We start from the raw sequence: 15,042 nt of genomic DNA, 5'->3' as shown, positions 1-15,042 counted from the left end.
ATCCTGTTTTTTGGCAAAATTATAGCCAAAAATTTTTAAAGGTAGCAGTTTTGAGAAGGCAAATTTTAATATTTATAACATTTATGTGGATTTTGGCTGGTTGTGCCTCACACGCGCCACAAAAATCCAAATTTATCCCAGAAAATCCAGAGGTTTTGGCATTGGAATTTGAGCAAAGTGCGGAAATTTTGCCACCTGTGAGCGCCCAAAGCGTAGCAAGCGGGGAGAATTTCAAGGAAAGGTATTTTCGCGTTTGGGACGCTGAAAAAATCACCGCTAGCCCAAAGGACGCATTTTGGGGGCTAAACTACGCTAAGGGCAGGCATTTTGATCTAGGGGGAAACATCTACCCGCAAGCTGTGTATGATGCCATGCACGAAAATGCGAACAAAAAAGCCCTTGGTAGCGTAAATACCCCAGCAATCACCATAAAAAACACGCTTTTGCGAAATATCCCAAGCGATATGCCGATTTTCGGTGATCCTAGCGAGCCGGGCGAGGGCGAGCCTTTTGATTATGCGGCAAATTCGGCTCTTGGCGTGGGATATCCGCTTTTTATCTCGCATTTTAGCAAAGACGGCGTCTGGGCTTTCGTGCAAAATGACGGCGTGTGGGGCTGGGTGAGGGCTAGCGATGTGCAAGAAATGGGGATAAACGGCGCTAGTGCGTATAAAAATTCGAGATTTATAGCGATTTTGCAGGATAATGCGCCGATTTTTGACGAGAATAGGCGTGAAATTTTTAGAGCGCGCACGGGGACGATTTTGCCGTATGATTTCGCTGGTGGTGGGCTATATGGTGGCAAGATGATTAGCAAAGAGGGCGTGAGAGCGTATTTTGTGGAGGATAAATTTGCCAGAATTTGGCCAGCCGAGCTAAATAGCGAAAACGCAAAACTAATCAGCGCAAGCCTGATAGGGCAAAAATACGGCTGGGGCGGATACAAACTGCTGCGCGATTGCTCGCTACTGACAAAGGATTTTTTGGCGAATTTTGGGCTTTGGCTTCCAAGGAATTCAAAGGCGCAATCAAAGCGCGGAAGGACATTTTCGCTAGCAAATTTGAGTGCGAGCGAGAAACTAAATTTGATCAAAACACACGCCAAACCTTATGCGAGCGTGATTTATATGCCAGGGCATGTAATGCTCTATGTAGGTGAGATAGAGGGCGCACCAGCCGTGCTTCACAATGTCTGGGGACTAAGGCGTATGAATAAAGAGCGCGCGGTGATTGGCAAAACGGCGATTACCTCGCTAAGCATAGGCGAGGATAGGGTCGATATCGCAGAAGATAGATTGCTAATCTCGCGTATTAGCGCATTTAGCGTGCTTAGCGAAGATGATGGGGTTAGCATACGAGAACTTTTTGGACTAGAAAAATGAGATCGAAACTTTACAACGACAATCTTTTAATCGAAGCCCAAACCCATATTGATAGACTTCATTTAAATATCGCGTGGGAGCGGTTTTGTGAATTTTACAAAAAGGCTGGCGCGATACGCAAAAACGATGAGTATTTGCTAGGGCTTTTTGGGGCGTGTTTGGGATATCTGCCTGATGAGGGTATGAAATTTATGGACTATGGCGCGCATATCATAGATGAAGGCAGGGTTATAGGGATAATCGAAATTTTAAACGAAGCAAACCCCGATAAAAATTTGGTTATTCCAAGGGCGTTTGCTAGGCTTGGCGAGCACGAGGAGGCTAGATATCTCATCATCACAGATAAAAAAATTTTGAGATTTTACCTAGATTATGAAGCGCAGTGGCAGAGCTTTTATTTTGAGGATTTGGACTTTTTGGAATTTTGCAAATTTTACGCACTGCTAAATTACAACGCCCTAAAATCCGGTATCCCAGTGACGATGAGGGAGCGCACGGCGTATCGCGAACAAGACATTTCTAGCAAACTTTACCGAAATTTTAAAATTTTTCGTATGTCGCTTTTCGAGGATATGTGTATCCAAAACGAGAGTTTAAATCATCTTTTGCTAAGCGAGGCGTTAAACAAGCTTTGCGATAGGATAATTTTCGCGATTTATGCTTCGCACAACGAGCTTTTGCCAAGTGGAGCGCTAGAAAGCGTGCAAACATACGATGAGCTAAAAAGCCTTTTTGCGCTTATTCACACGGGGGACAATGAGCGTGGCGTGGTGAGATTTAACGGAGATTTGTTTGCGCCTGATTTGCTTTTAGATAATCTTAAAATTAGCGATTTGGCATTGGAGTTAAATTTGATCTCCAAATACGATTATAAACTCGATGTTACGCCAGATATGCTCTCATACATACTATCGCAAATTTACAATTTCGAAGAAATTTTTCAAAAGAACTGAATTTTAAAATTTAAAATTTCTTGCAGAATAAATTCTGCAAGAAATTAGTATTAGATTAAGGCAGGAGCTACTAAGAAGCCTAACGCTACTGATAGCGCGACCATGATAGTTCCTGGGATGAAGAAGCTGTGATTGAATACATATTTTCCAACTCTTGTTGTGCCTGTATCGTCCATAGCGATAGCACCCAAAGTCGTAGGATATGTAGGTAATACGAAAAGACCTGATACAGCAGCAAAAGAAGCAACCAAAACCCAAACTTGTCCAGCTGTCTCTGGGCTAGTCATACCAAGTGCCAATGCAACTGCTGGCATCATAACTTTTGTAGTTGCAGCTTGTGAATATAGCAAGCAGCTTAGGAAATATAAAACGATAGCTAGAACAAATGGATAGTTGCTAACGATATTTTTCGCTACATCTTTGAAAAGATCGATGTGGCCATTAACAAATGTAGTTCCAAGCCATGCGATACCTACGACGCAGATACAAGCGCTCATACCACTTTGGAAAGTGTTTGCTTGTAATAGTTTGCCTGTATCGACTTTGCACAAAACTGTGATAAAAAAGCCGATTGTAAGCATAAAGCTAATAATAGCAGCGTCGCGAGATAGGATTGGTTTTTCGACCAAACCAACGCTTTTTGAGATAGCAAGAGCGTAAGCAACGACAATCAAAACACCGATAGCAAAAATCGCAACTGAGCGTTTTGCAAATGGTTTTGGCTCAGCGTATTCTGTAACTTTAACCTCTGAAACTAAACCTTTTGCTAGTCTTTCTTGATAGATTGGATCTGATGAAAGGTCTAGTTTGAAAAATGTATTTACAAGAACCGCTGTAATAATCATAGCAACAAATGTTGTTGAAATACAAATGAAAAGTAGTTTTGGATAGCTTACACCTAGTGGCTCAACAACACCTGTCATAGCTACGAACGCAGCTGAAATAGGTGAAGCTGTAATAGCGACTTGGCTTGATACAACTGAAAGCGCTAGTGGTGCGCTTGGTTTGATGTTTTGACCCTTAGCAACTTCTACGATAACTGGAATCATAGAAAACGCAGTGTGACCAGTACCAGCTAGGATTGTTAGCATATAAGTAACAGCCGGAGCTAGGATATTGATTTGTTTTGGGTGTTTGCGCAAAATTCTAGACGCAATCTGAACCAAATAATCCAAACCACCTGCAACTTGCATAGCAGCAATCGCTGAAATAACTGATGCGATGATCAAAATAACATCTACTGGAATATCTTTGAATTCCACCTTCATACCGATAATCGCCATAACGACGATACCTAAACCGCCGGCGTATCCGACGCCCATGCCGCCTAAGCGAACGCCTAGGTAGATACCAGCTAGCAATACGGCCAGTTGGACAAATAGCATAATATCCATGCAAGACTCCTTTGAAAATTCAAAACTCTAAATTTAGGGTAGGTCAAAATTTGACCTACCACGATAAAATTTATTTACCTGTTTTTTTCATGCCAGGATTTAGCATGTTTTTAGGATCTAAAATTTTATCGATTTCTTCTTTTGTTAAATAACCGCGCTCTAAGCAGATATCGCCGACTGCTTTACCAGTTTGGAGAGCCTCTTTTGCGATACTTGCTGATTTTTCATAACCTAAAATTGGGTTAAATGCAGTTACGATACCGACTGAGTTTAGCACTGATTTTAAGCAAGCTTCTGGATTTGCAGTTAGTTTTTTGATAGCTTTGTCGCTTAGTGTTTTAACTGCGTTTTCCAAGATTACGATTGAGTTAAATAGATTATAAGCAATGCCTGGTTCGAAAGCGTTTAGTTCGAAATCGCCTCTTTCAGAGCATAGCATGATAGATACATCATTGCCGATGACTTCGTAGCATGCCTCGCCTACAACTTCGCAAATTACAGGATTTACCTTACCTGGCATGATTGAGCTACCTGGTTGCATTTGTGGTAGGTTGATTTCGCCTAGACCGCATCTTGGGCCTGAATTCATTAGGCGTAAGTCGTTGATGATTTTGCTGATTCTTACAGCAGCTGTTTTTAGTGCGCCAGATACATGCACGAAATCGCCTGTATCTTGTGTAGCTGCGATGAAATCCTCAGCTGGTTTGAACTCAACGCCAGTGATTTGGCTTAGGTGTTTTTCTACTACAAATTTATAATCTGGGTGGCAGTTGATACCTGTGCCGATCGCAGTTGCGCCCATATTTAAAAAGCTCATTGACTCTCTTGCAGCTTTGATTTTTGCTATATCGCTTTTAATGTAGCTTGCAAAAGCGTGGAAGGTGTTGCCAAGTGTAGTTGGGACAGCGTCTTCAAGCTCTGTTCTACCCATTTTGATGATATCTTTGAAAGCCTCAGCTTTTTTCTCTAATTCGCCTTTTAGCTCTTCCATAGCAGCTAGCAAATCTGTAAGTTTAGCATAAGCTGCGACTTTGATTGAGCTAGGGTATGTATCGTTTGTGCTTTGGCCTAGGTTTGTGTGATCGTTCGGGTGGATGAATTGATATTCGCCTTTGGCATGACCTTGAATTTCAAGAGCGACATTTGTCAAAACCTCATTGACATTCATATTTGTGCTAGTTCCTGCGCCGCCTTGGATCATATCTACTACGAATTGATCTGCGAATTCGCCTGCGATAACCTTGTCGCAAGCTGCTACAAGCGCATCAGCAATTTCTGGTTTTAAAACGCCCAATTCTTTGTTTGAAAGTGCTGCTGCTTTTTTGATTTGTGCAAATGCTTTTACAAAAAATGGATAATCGCCAAGTTTGCGACCTGTCATTTTGAAGTTGTCCAAAGCTCTGAAAGTCTGAACGCCATAGTATTTGTCGTTAGGAATTTCAAGCTCACCTATAAAATCGTGTTCTTTTCTAGTTTCCATCACTAGTCCTTTCTGAAAGAATTTATGTGATTGTATTATTAAATACCTAAAAACAATCTTAAATTTTCGTTAAAATGTTACTTTAAATTCAAAATTTTATAATTGTTAGTTTTATTTTAAGATTTTTTTAAATTTAGCGGTTTTTTCGCTTGATATGAAGTATATAAAGCACAGAAAGAAGCAGGACAAATCCCAACAAAAAAAAAGTGATTATATGCAATTTTTCCTTAATCAATTCTTGATTTTCGCCAATAAAATATCCAAGTAGCATTAAAATCAGCACCCAAATCCCGGCACCAAGTGCTGTAAATGTGCAAAATCGCGCTAAATTCATCTTTGCAAGCCCTGCTGGCAGGCTGATGTATTGGCGGATACCTGGGATTAGTCTGCAATTAAATGTAGAAATTTCGCCGTGTTTGTTGAAAAATGCTTCAAATTTGGCGAATTTTTCGTTTGTTACGCCGATGAATTTGCCAAATTTATCAATAAATTTGCGCCCGAAAAAATAGCACAAATAGTAGTTAAACACAGCCCCAGCCACGCTCCCTGCTAGCCCGCATGCAAATGCTATGGCAAAGCTCATTTCGCCCTTGCTAGCGAGGTATCCTGCTGGAATCATCACGACTTCGCTTGGAAATGGGAAAAAACTGCTTTCTAAAAACATCATCGCAAAAATGCCGAAATATCCCCATGCTGCGACGAATTCTACGATAAAATTTACGATTGATGTAAGCACGAATTTCCCTTAAATTTGAAATTTAGAATTTGCGCGAAACTTAAATTTTATTAAATTTCGCGCATTAAATTAAAATTTTTATTTTGCGTATTCTACTGTCTGTTTGCTAAATAGCTCGTTTGCGATATCGTCGATTTTTTTGTTTAGTTTGCTTGGCGCAATTTGAGCTTTTATCATCTCTTTTACTTTGTCAAATTCCACAGGAGCAGCCTCTTTTAGGTCTTCTTTGTAGATGACATGATAGCCAAATTGAGTTTTCACAGGGGTTTTGCTAATCTCGCCTTTATTTAGCGCCCACGCAGCCTCTTCGAACTCGCTTACCATCATACCTTTGCCAAATGAGCCCAAATCGCCGCCGTTTTCTTTGGCACTTGGATCTGTTGAAATTTCTTTGGCAAGTTTGTTAAATTCGGCTTTTAATTTGTCTTTGCTGACTTTTTCTAGCTTAGCGATAGCGTCTTTTGCCTCTTTTTCATCTTTTAGCAAAATATGGCTAGCCACGACGCTTTCTGGTTGCATGAAGCTGTCTTTGTTGTCATCATAGATTTTTTTGGCCTCTTCGTCGGTTACTTTGACATCTTTTGTCTGCTCTTGTTGCCACAGAGCAAAGGCGATTTCATCTTTTGCAAGTTCGACTTGTTTTTTGTATTCTTCACTATTTACGATACCGCTTTTTTTAGCCTCGGCAATCATAAGTTTAAATTTAATCATTTGATCGATTAGTTGTTTTTTGTCCTCATCGCTTGGGGTAGCGTGTGGGTTTTGAGCGAAGACTGGTGCGATATCCTCGTCTGTAACCGTGATATCTGTGCCTTTGACGCTAGCTAGCACGCCAGCATTTAGCGAAAGCGCCATAGCGGCGACGAAACTGATTGATAAGAATTTTTTCATTTTTTTCCTTTTTTGAAAATTTTTGCGCGCATTATAAAAAAAGATTGTAAATATATGCGTAATATGATAAAAAATGCGAAATTTAGCCTACGAATTCGTAGGCTAAATTTGGATTAAAACGACGGAACAATCGCGCCTTTGTATTTTTCCTCGATAAATTTTTTCACACTTTCGCTTTGAAGTGCGCTATCAAGGGCTTTGATTTTTGGTAGGTTTTCATTGCCTTCTTTGACGACGACGATGTTTGTGTATGGGTTGCCGACTGCTTTTTCGATGAAAAGCGAGTCTTTAACTGGGTTTAAATCCGCGTTGAAAGCGAAATTTGAGTTGATTACAGCGATATCGACATCATCAAGTGTGCGAGGCAAATTTGGACCTTCAAGCTCTAAAATTTGGATATTTTTAGGATTTTTGGTTACATCTAAGGCTGTACGGAGCTCTACATCTTTATTAACCTCGATTAATCCTGCATCCGCAAGCACATCAAGAGCGCGAGATTCGTTCGTAGGGTCGTTTGGCACAGCTACTTTGGCGCCGTCTTTTAAATCTTTTAGATCTGTGATTTTTTTGCTATAAATTCCCATCGGTTCTAAATGCACGCCAACTGTTGTTTTGAGTTTTGTGCCATTTTTGGCGTTAAATTCCACTAAATATGGCTCGTGTTGGAAATAGTTCGCATCCACACTGCCGTCATCTGTGGCTAAATTTGGAGTAACATAGTCGTTGAAAACTTTGACTTCGAGCTCGTATCCAGCGGCTTTTAGCTCTGGTGCGATATGCTCTAAAATTTCAGCATGTGGCACAGGAGTAGCTGCGACAACTAATTTTTCTGCCAAGGCAAAACTTACAACGCTTGCACTAAGAAGTGTAGTTAGAAATAATTTTTTCATTTCTTTCCTTTGATGAAAATTTAAAAAGGGCGATTTTATCATAAAATTTGGGCGCAAAACACAACAATTATTAAATTTATATGTAAATTTGTATTTGAAATTTCACTTCTAAATAATAATTTTTATTAAGTAGAGTTTAATGAGCTTTTGGTTATCATAAATTTTGAATTTTTGATAAAGGAGAGAGTATGAGACAATACGAAACATACAAATGCGACAAATGCGGCTGTGAAGTCGAAGTGCAAAAAGTAGGCGAGGGCGCAGTTTTGACATGCTGTGGAGAGCCGATGAAATGTATCACTGAGGATTTAACACAGGTAAATTTGATGAAGGCGTTTGCTGGCGAATCACAAGCTAGAAACAAATACGATCTTTACGGCGATTTAGCCAAAGAAGCTGGTTTTCACGCTATCGCGCGCCACTTTTACGAAGCGGCTGAAAATGAAAAATGGCACGCAAGAGCCGAGCTCAAAGCTCACCACGCAGCAGCCGGAATTCCGCTAGATAAAATGGATAAAAACCTAATCGACGCAGCAGCTGGCGAGAGATACGAGCATGAAAGCATGTATCCAAGCTTCGCTCAAATCGCGACAGAAGAAGGCAAAAAAGAGGTCGCAAGGCTATTTAACGCTATCGGCAAGGTCGAAGTCGAGCACGAACGCGAATACAACGAGCTTCAAAAAATCTTGCTTGAAGAGGGATTTTTCGAGAGTTTTGATGAGGAAGTTTGGGTTTGCGAAGTTTGCGGTCATGTGCATCGTGGCAAAAAGGCCCCAGGCGCCTGTCCGCTTTGCAAGGCTCCAAAAGAGTATTTCAAAAAACAAAGATTAGTTTAATCTCGCAAATTTTGGCGTCAAATTCGGCGCCAAAATTTATTACTTCTACTTCTTGGATAAAAATTTCAGGCTCATAGCTCAAAATAGACATTGGTTTTTGGCGAGTTTGTAGAAATTTTGTAGATAAAAAATGCGAATTATAGTGAAAAATTTTAAAGTTGCAATTTGAATTAAAATTTTTATTTAAATTTAGTTGTTAGTTATGGTATGTGAATAGCTTCGTATAAAAATGTGTCAAAGCGCGCATGTGCAGTGGCTAGAAATGTAATACCAAAAAGTCGCTTATAGCAGCCGTAAATCTTTGCTCATTAGCTTCTATGTTTTCTGTTGTCATTTTTTCTCCTTAAAATTAGTTTATTTTAGTTTTATTATTCTAAATTATTGTTATATTTGCTTTGAAGTTTTTTAATTTCATCGGAAGTGATATTCATATCTACACGATTGTTTCCGTAGCCAAATTTCCTTTCTTCGCTTGCTGTTATTTTATGCAGAATTTTCATTTGTTGATTAAACACTATATACTCTTCAATATCTTCAAAAGTTCCGTTTTTATCTAAACAATTTTCGTATAAAAATTTAGTTTGGCGGTCTTGTATTCTTAAATAATATGTCTCTCCATTTTTTCTAGGGCTAAACTGGCTTCTCCAAGCACCATAACACTCTCTGTTATATAATTTTTTCAAAAATTCCTTACTTGGATTCCACTCATCTATTGGGACATTATATTTTCTAAGCACTGCTATTTTAGGTTTTGGAAATGGGGATTGAAGTATGGGAAAATATAGCGAATTATAAAAACGCATTAGCTCCAACTCTATTTTCGGATCAGCAAAAGTCCTACGACCCTTAGTATTATATGCTCTTTCTATATAATATTTATCGGCTTCTGCAAGGTTATTTGTATATTTGCTAATATCTCCACCCAAATAATATCCATATAAGTATGGCTTATACCCACTTTGTAATACAAGCTCTAAAATATCAAGCTGATTGTTTCTTAATAGTGTTCTAAAAAAATTCTCTGCCATATATGTTTTTTCATGATAATGCATTTCTTCAAAAGTTCTATATTTAATATGTGGCATATTATTTTCATCATAATATGGTTCAAACTCTACATATTCGCCCCAACCCAATACTCCAAGAGCTGTTTGCATCATAGTAACTTCTTCAAATTTAACACCATTTTCATATAAAAGTTTAACTGCTTTTGTAGAGTTATTTTCCATAGCATAAGCCATAGGACTGATTTTATGATTATCTTGTTTATGAATATCAGCTCCCATTTTTATAAGCTCTTTCATAGTGCTTTCATCATCATAAAAACTAGCATACATTAAAGCTGTAACACCTTTATGGAGCGGTTCATCAACGCTAATATTATTATCTTTCATAAAATTTAAAATTCTAACCGTATCTTTTGTTTTTAAAATTTGACGAAATTCTTCCATTTTTGGATTTTTCTTAACTTCTGCAAAATCAATATCCCAGTAGCGAAATGCAAAATTCTCAACTTCTTGTTGCGTAACATATTTTGAAAGCTGTGAGTTTTTAGATATATTTGTATCGGCTGTAACTACAAAATTTGACTTTTTCTTATCTAGTTCTACAATCCTTAGTATAATAGCTAAGAAAACAACAGGTAAAATCCATAATAAAATTTTCATATATCAAATCTTTTATAAAATTTACCAAATTTAACCCACAATTTGTGGGTTAAATTTAGCGTGATAAAGGTGAAATTTACGCGTTATTATCTTTTGCGATTTGCTCTTTTAAGGCGCGTTTTAGAACCTTGCCAGTGGCGTTGCGTGGCAGGTCTGGCACGAAATGCACGACCTTTGGAATTTTGTAGTTTGCTAGGTGATTTTTCAGATAAGTTTTGATTTCGCGTTCGCTTAATTTTTGATTTTCTTTGAGTTGCACGAAAGCTACGACCTCCTCATCTGCGTACTCATCTCTGATACCCACGACCGCGCAGGCCTCGACTTGTGGCATTTTGTAGATGATTTCCTCGACCTCGCGCGGATAGACATTTATGCCTTTGGCGATGATGATATCTTTGATACGATCGACGATATAGATAAATCCCTCATCGTCCATATATGCCAAATCTCCCGTGCGAATCCAGCCGTTTGTCAGTGTCTCTTCTGGCGGGATATTTAGGTAGCCTTCCATGACGCAATCCCCGCGCACGATAATCTCGCCGATCTCGCCACGAGCGACTTCCATGGTTTCATCATTTACGATTTTGACCTCGTATCCGTCAAGCGGTGTGCCTACGCTTAGGATTTTTTGTTTGTCGTAGTAGTTCAGCGATACGATAGGCGAACACTCGCTAAGTCCATAACCCTCGATAAGGTGGGCTTTTGGGAATTTTTTGTAAAATTCGTCGATTGTTTGTTGTGCAAGAGGGGCTGCACCTGACATAAATACTCTAAGCTTATTAAACCATCTGAATTTCCAGCCAAGTTTTGCCTTGCCTAGCATTGTATAAACTGACGGGATTCCCAAAAATACCGTTGCTTTGCGTTTTAGGGCGGTATTTAGGACATTTGTGATAGGGAAAACTGATTTTAGAGCGATTATGCTCGCGCCGTTGTATAGCGATAAAATCAGCGTCGCAGTCAGCGTGAAGCTATGAAACATCGGTAAAAATACCAAAAATCTATCCTTGCCACTCACATTGTAGCGAGGGGTGGCTTTATCGGCGTTTGAAAGTATGTTTTTGTAGCGAATCATAGCGCCTTTTGGGCGACCTGTCGTGCCTGAGGTATAGACGATATGGCTTAGATCGTTTTCGGTCGGAGATTTTGCGATTTCTAGCTTGGTTTTACAGGCTAGCACAGTATCGAAGCTGACATTGTGCTCGCTAAGTGCGCCTTGTGTTTGTGCGTTTGGAAGGGCTGAGTTTGGGGTTGGCTCATCGCTTTTGCCTTTAACCCAAATTATGCGTCTGATATCTGGTGCGCTAATGCTTTTAAGCTCCTTGCTAAGGGCGGTTGAAGCGAAAATCATGCGAGAGCGCGAATTGTCTAAAATATACTCAATTTCCTCGTTTTTAAGGAAGGTATTCATAGGCACAGCGACCGCGCCGATTGAGGTAATACCTAGAAAAATGGTGAAAAACTCATAGCCGTTTTGCACATACATAGCCACTCTATCGCCGAAGCGAATTCCACTATTTTGCAAATACGCGCCAATCGCATCGACTTTGGCTTTAAGCTCTGCGTAGCTAATCTCCATATCTTCGTCATAAATCGCTATATGGCGAGATTTTTCGCTCGCATAGAAACTTAAATTTTGGTATAAATTTTCGAATTTATATGTCATGTTTTACCTTTGTGTGGTTTGGTTTCCCGCGAATTTTATCAAAATTTATATAAATTTAGTTAAATTAAATCAAAAATTTAAGAAAAGATAAATTTAGACGCACAAACGGCGTCTAAATTCGGTTATTTTTTATCTTTCGGCTTACCTGTGCCTAGTTTTACCTGTTTTTCGGCTTTTTGCGCTTTTTTTAGGGTTTCTAGTTTTTCCAAGCCCTCGTTTCTAAGGCTATTTTCCATAAGCATGATTTCTTCTGTGCCGGTTCTGACCAAATCCACATCGACTTTAAATTCGCTAGGATCGATTTTTCCATCATAATCAATTCTGGCTAAAATGCAGCGAAACGCATTTAATCTTGCAGCTTTTTTATCATTGCTATCTAGCACGATCCATGGCGCGATATCGGTGTTTGAGGCTAGTAGCATTGAATATTTTGCCAAAGTGTATTGCTCCCAAAGTTCTTGTGATTTGGCATCTACTGGGGAGAGTTTGTATTGTTTAAGAGGGTCTGTGCGGCGCGCCTCGAAGCGTTTTTGTTGCTCCTCTTTTGAAACTGAGAAATAAAATTTAAACAAAATAATGCCAGAATTTGCTAGCATTTCCTCGAATTTCGGCACTTGGCGCAAAAATTCTTTGTGTTCAGCATCGGTGCAAAATCCCATTACAGGCTCGACCATAGCGCGGTTATACCAGCTTCTATCAAAAATCACAATCTCGCCCGCACTTGGCAAATGCGCGACATAGCGTTGGAAATACCATTGTGTTTTTTCGACATTGCTTGGCTTTTCGAGTGCGACTATACGGCAACCGCGTGGGTTTAGGTGCTCGGTTAGGCGTTTGATTGTGCCACCTTTGCCCGCTGCGTCGCGACCTTCCATGATGATTAAGACTTTTAGCCCTTTATCTTTGACATAGCGTTGAAGTTTGAGTAACTCGATTTGAAATTTTACAAGCTCGCTCTCGTAAAATTCTTTGTTCATTTTTTTGATTTTTTTGCCCTCGTATGCGATTTGTTTGAGTTGTGTATCGCTAGTTTGTTCAGTCATTTTGTTCTCCTTTTTTGAAAATAAAACTTAGATTATACATTTAAAAGAATTAAAATTTAATATGTTTTTGATAATATTACGAAAAAATTTCAAGGCAAATAATGAGAATTTTATCTTTTATTTTTCTGTTTTTTATCACACTTTTTGGTGAAGTAATCGCGCCAAATGAGGCTTTTATCGTCGATACAAACACAAGCGAAAGCGAAATTAGCTTAAATTTTCGCGTCGCAGATGAGATTTATATTTACAAAGATGAGATAAAAATTTTCATTGATAGCGCAGAAGTTGGCGCACTTTTAAATTTCCCACAACCAAAAGCGTATAAAAATCACCAAATTTATGACGGAAATTTTAGCATTGCCCTGCCTATGGGGCTAGTGCTTGCAAACGCAAAAGATAGCAAAAATTTTCAAATTTTAGTAAAATTTCTTGGTTGCACTGTGGGTGGGTTTTGTTACGAGCCACAAAACAGAGGCTTTGCGTTAAATAAAAGTGGCGAGAGCTATGAAATTTCGGCGTTGAAAAATCCCGGCGCAGGTATTTCAGAGCAAAATTTAGAACAAAATTTAGAGCAAAATTCGGGGGATTTTGGCTCAAATTTAAGCCAATCGCAAATTTTAGAAATTTTCGAAAACAAAAGCTTTTTTATGACCTTGATTTTGTTTTTTGGTTTTGGCGTTTTGCTCTCTTTGACACCTTGCATTTATCCGCTCATACCGATACTCTCGTCGATTATAGTGGCTAAAACAGCTAGCAAGCCAAGCGTGAAATTAAGCCTGATTGTAAGCGTGATTTATGTGCTTGGCATGGCGAGTTCGTATGCGGTTTTGGGCGCTGGGGTGGCGGTTTTGGGCGAAAATTTGCAAGGTATTTTGCAAAATAAAATCGCCCTAATCATCACGGCTGCCATTTTTGTGGCTTTGGCGTTTTCGCTTTTTGGGCTTTATGAGATTAGGCTTCCTGGCAGATTGCAAAATTTCCTAAGTGCCAAAAGCGACGCGAGAAGCGGATTTGTGGGCGTTTTTTTAATGGGGGCGATTTCATCACTTATGGTTAGCCCTTGCATTTCTGCTCCACTTAGTGCTGCGCTAATATACATCGCAAATAGCGCAAATACCCTGCTTGGAGCTAGTGCGCTTTTTGCCTTGGGGCTTGGAAGCGGGGTTTTGCTCATTATAATCGGGCTTGGAGGCGCGCTACCAAGGCCTGGCGAGTGGATGGAAGTGGTGCCAAAAATCTTTGGATTTTTGCTTTTGTTTATGGCGGTTTGGATAGTGCGCTTCATAATCGGCGAAAATTTAGCACTGTTATTTTACGCGATTTTGTGCGCTTTAATGGCTGGGGTTTTGGGATTGTTTGATGCGCGCGCAAATGCACTAAAACGCGCACTCGCGCTTTTAATCGCCGTTTATAGCGTGCTTTTGCTAATCGGTTTCGCAAGCGGGGCGAGAGATTTTACCAAGCCACTTAGCGAAATTTCAGCACAAAAAGGCGTTATGACGCAAAGTGCGAAAAATGGGGAAAATTTTATTTTTGTGCGAGATTTGGGCGAGTTACGCGAGATGATTAAAGGCTCGCAAAAGCCCGTGATTGTGGATTTTTGGGCGCAGTGGTGCAAAAACTGCGAAGAGAGTGAGGCGGCGTTTGGCGATGAGAGCTTGGCTGAAATTTTGTCAAATTTCACGCTTGTTAAGGTTGATTTGACCCAAAACAGCCCCCAAACGAGCGAGATTAAGAGAGAATTTGGCATTATGGGACCGCCTGCGATTTTGTTTTTTAAAAACGGCAGCGAGTTAGAAAACCTGCGCCAAATCGGCTCGCTAAATTCAGCGAAACTAGCGCAAATTTTATCACGGATTTAGGCGCAAAATGCAAACAACTCTTGCTTTGGCATTTCTTGGATTTTTACCACTTTTATGGTTGATTTCGCTTTGTTTTGTGGTTTTTTATATCATAAAATTTGCGCGCACGCCGAATTTTAGCGACCAAAGAGCGTATTACAAAAGGCGCATAAAAAGTTCGCTTTGCATTTTTGCGATAATTTTGCCGATTTTGTTTTGTTTGGTTTATATTTTTTCGATTTTTATTTATTAACCAAAGCTTT

Annotated in this window: 13 protein-coding genes; 5 read left to right on the top strand and 8 right to left on the bottom strand. The window is 39.6% G+C overall.

Features of this window, described 5'->3' with window-relative positions; all coding sequences use genetic code 11:
- The first annotated feature begins 50 nt into the window (after positions 1–50).
- Positions 51–1,382, top strand: a complete 1,332-nt coding sequence (locus tag OFN91_RS02845; protein ID WP_270873199.1) for an SH3 domain-containing C40 family peptidase — start codon at positions 51–53, stop codon at positions 1,380–1,382.
- On the top strand, positions 1,379–2,335 hold the full coding sequence (locus OFN91_RS02840) for a hypothetical protein (protein WP_270873198.1): 957 nt from the start codon (positions 1,379–1,381) through the stop codon (positions 2,333–2,335). The genes OFN91_RS02845 and OFN91_RS02840 overlap by 4 nt, the downstream gene beginning before the upstream one ends.
- Positions 2,336–2,385: 50 nt before the next feature.
- Here the strand turns inward: OFN91_RS02840 and OFN91_RS02835 are convergent, their stop codons facing one another.
- From OFN91_RS02835 to OFN91_RS02815, 5 genes are all read right to left on the bottom strand, one after another.
- Entirely contained in the window at positions 2,386–3,729 is a 1,344-nt protein-coding gene (locus OFN91_RS02835) for an anaerobic C4-dicarboxylate transporter (RefSeq protein ID WP_270861796.1), read from the bottom strand.
- Between the two features lie 70 nt (positions 3,730–3,799).
- The gene (locus OFN91_RS02830) at positions 3,800–5,209 is read right to left on the bottom strand and encodes an aspartate ammonia-lyase (protein WP_270858973.1); all 1,410 of its coding nucleotides are present in this window, start codon (positions 5,207–5,209) and stop codon (positions 3,800–3,802) included.
- A gap of 133 nt (positions 5,210–5,342) precedes the next feature.
- Positions 5,343–5,945 (bottom strand): DedA family protein, encoded by a 603-nt coding sequence (locus tag OFN91_RS02825; protein WP_270873197.1) that lies wholly within the window; start codon positions 5,943–5,945, stop codon positions 5,343–5,345.
- Positions 5,946–6,023: 78 nt separating this feature from the next.
- Complete coding sequence (locus OFN91_RS02820; protein ID WP_270858971.1) at positions 6,024–6,836, bottom strand: peptidylprolyl isomerase; 813 nt, start codon at positions 6,834–6,836, stop codon at positions 6,024–6,026.
- A 113-nt stretch (positions 6,837–6,949) separates the two neighbouring features.
- Positions 6,950–7,726: a MetQ/NlpA family ABC transporter substrate-binding protein gene (locus OFN91_RS02815; protein ID WP_270866432.1), complete on the bottom strand. Its 777-nt coding sequence runs from the start codon at positions 7,724–7,726 to the stop codon at positions 6,950–6,952.
- A gap of 188 nt (positions 7,727–7,914) precedes the next feature.
- Between OFN91_RS02815 and OFN91_RS02810 the strand changes: the two genes are divergently transcribed.
- The gene (locus OFN91_RS02810) at positions 7,915–8,562 is read left to right on the top strand and encodes a ferritin family protein (protein WP_270873196.1); all 648 of its coding nucleotides are present in this window, start codon (positions 7,915–7,917) and stop codon (positions 8,560–8,562) included.
- A gap of 368 nt (positions 8,563–8,930) precedes the next feature.
- On the opposite strand, the gene OFN91_RS02805 is transcribed toward OFN91_RS02810, so the two are convergent.
- The 3 genes from OFN91_RS02805 to ppk2 all read right to left on the bottom strand — a co-directional run bounded on the left by OFN91_RS02805 (position 8,931) and on the right by ppk2 (position 12,938).
- The gene (locus OFN91_RS02805; RefSeq protein WP_270873195.1) at positions 8,931–10,229 is read right to left on the bottom strand and encodes an ankyrin repeat domain-containing protein; all 1,299 of its coding nucleotides are present in this window, start codon (positions 10,227–10,229) and stop codon (positions 8,931–8,933) included.
- A 76-nt stretch (positions 10,230–10,305) separates the two neighbouring features.
- Complete coding sequence (locus OFN91_RS02800; RefSeq protein WP_270873194.1) at positions 10,306–11,895, bottom strand: long-chain-fatty-acid--CoA ligase; 1,590 nt, start codon at positions 11,893–11,895, stop codon at positions 10,306–10,308.
- 122 nt (positions 11,896–12,017) lie between these two features.
- Positions 12,018–12,938, bottom strand: coding sequence for a polyphosphate kinase 2 (ppk2, locus tag OFN91_RS02795; protein ID WP_442868047.1), 921 nt, complete (start codon positions 12,936–12,938; stop codon positions 12,018–12,020).
- Positions 12,939–13,039: 101 nt separating this feature from the next.
- On the opposite strand from ppk2, the gene dsbD reads away from it, so the two are divergent.
- Both dsbD and OFN91_RS02785 read left to right on the top strand, forming a co-directional pair.
- Positions 13,040–14,800, top strand: coding sequence for a protein-disulfide reductase DsbD (gene dsbD, locus OFN91_RS02790; protein WP_270873193.1), 1,761 nt, complete (start codon positions 13,040–13,042; stop codon positions 14,798–14,800).
- Between the two features lie 7 nt (positions 14,801–14,807).
- On the top strand, positions 14,808–15,032 hold the full coding sequence (locus tag OFN91_RS02785) for a hypothetical protein (RefSeq protein WP_270873192.1): 225 nt from the start codon (positions 14,808–14,810) through the stop codon (positions 15,030–15,032).
- Positions 15,033–15,042 lie beyond the last annotated feature (10 nt).

Origin of the sequence: Campylobacter sp. JMF_08 NE1, assembly GCF_027737875.1 — a bacterium.
GTDB lineage: Bacteria > Campylobacterota > Campylobacteria > Campylobacterales > Campylobacteraceae > Campylobacter_B.
Note: the sequence above shows the minus strand (reverse complement) of the source record. Positions and strands in the feature narration are given on the sequence as shown.

Coding starts and splice junctions, on each gene's coding strand:
- OFN91_RS02840 (WP_270873198.1), top strand. CDS start 1,379: ATGAGATCGAAACTTTACAACGACAATCTTTTAATCGAAGCCCAAACC.
- OFN91_RS02835 (WP_270861796.1), bottom strand. CDS start 3,729: ATGGATATTATGCTATTTGTCCAACTGGCCGTATTGCTAGCTGGTATC.
- OFN91_RS02830 (WP_270858973.1), bottom strand. CDS start 5,209: ATGGAAACTAGAAAAGAACACGATTTTATAGGTGAGCTTGAAATTCCT.
- OFN91_RS02820 (WP_270858971.1), bottom strand. CDS start 6,836: ATGAAAAAATTCTTATCAATCAGTTTCGTCGCCGCTATGGCGCTTTCG.
- OFN91_RS02815 (WP_270866432.1), bottom strand. CDS start 7,726: ATGAAAAAATTATTTCTAACTACACTTCTTAGTGCAAGCGTTGTAAGT.
- OFN91_RS02810 (WP_270873196.1), top strand. CDS start 7,915: ATGAGACAATACGAAACATACAAATGCGACAAATGCGGCTGTGAAGTC.
- OFN91_RS02805 (WP_270873195.1), bottom strand. CDS start 10,229: ATGAAAATTTTATTATGGATTTTACCTGTTGTTTTCTTAGCTATTATA.
- OFN91_RS02800 (WP_270873194.1), bottom strand. CDS start 11,895: ATGACATATAAATTCGAAAATTTATACCAAAATTTAAGTTTCTATGCG.
- ppk2 (WP_442868047.1), bottom strand. CDS start 12,938: ATGACTGAACAAACTAGCGATACACAACTCAAACAAATCGCATACGAG.
- dsbD (WP_270873193.1), top strand. CDS start 13,040: ATGAGAATTTTATCTTTTATTTTTCTGTTTTTTATCACACTTTTTGGT.
- OFN91_RS02785 (WP_270873192.1), top strand. CDS start 14,808: ATGCAAACAACTCTTGCTTTGGCATTTCTTGGATTTTTACCACTTTTA.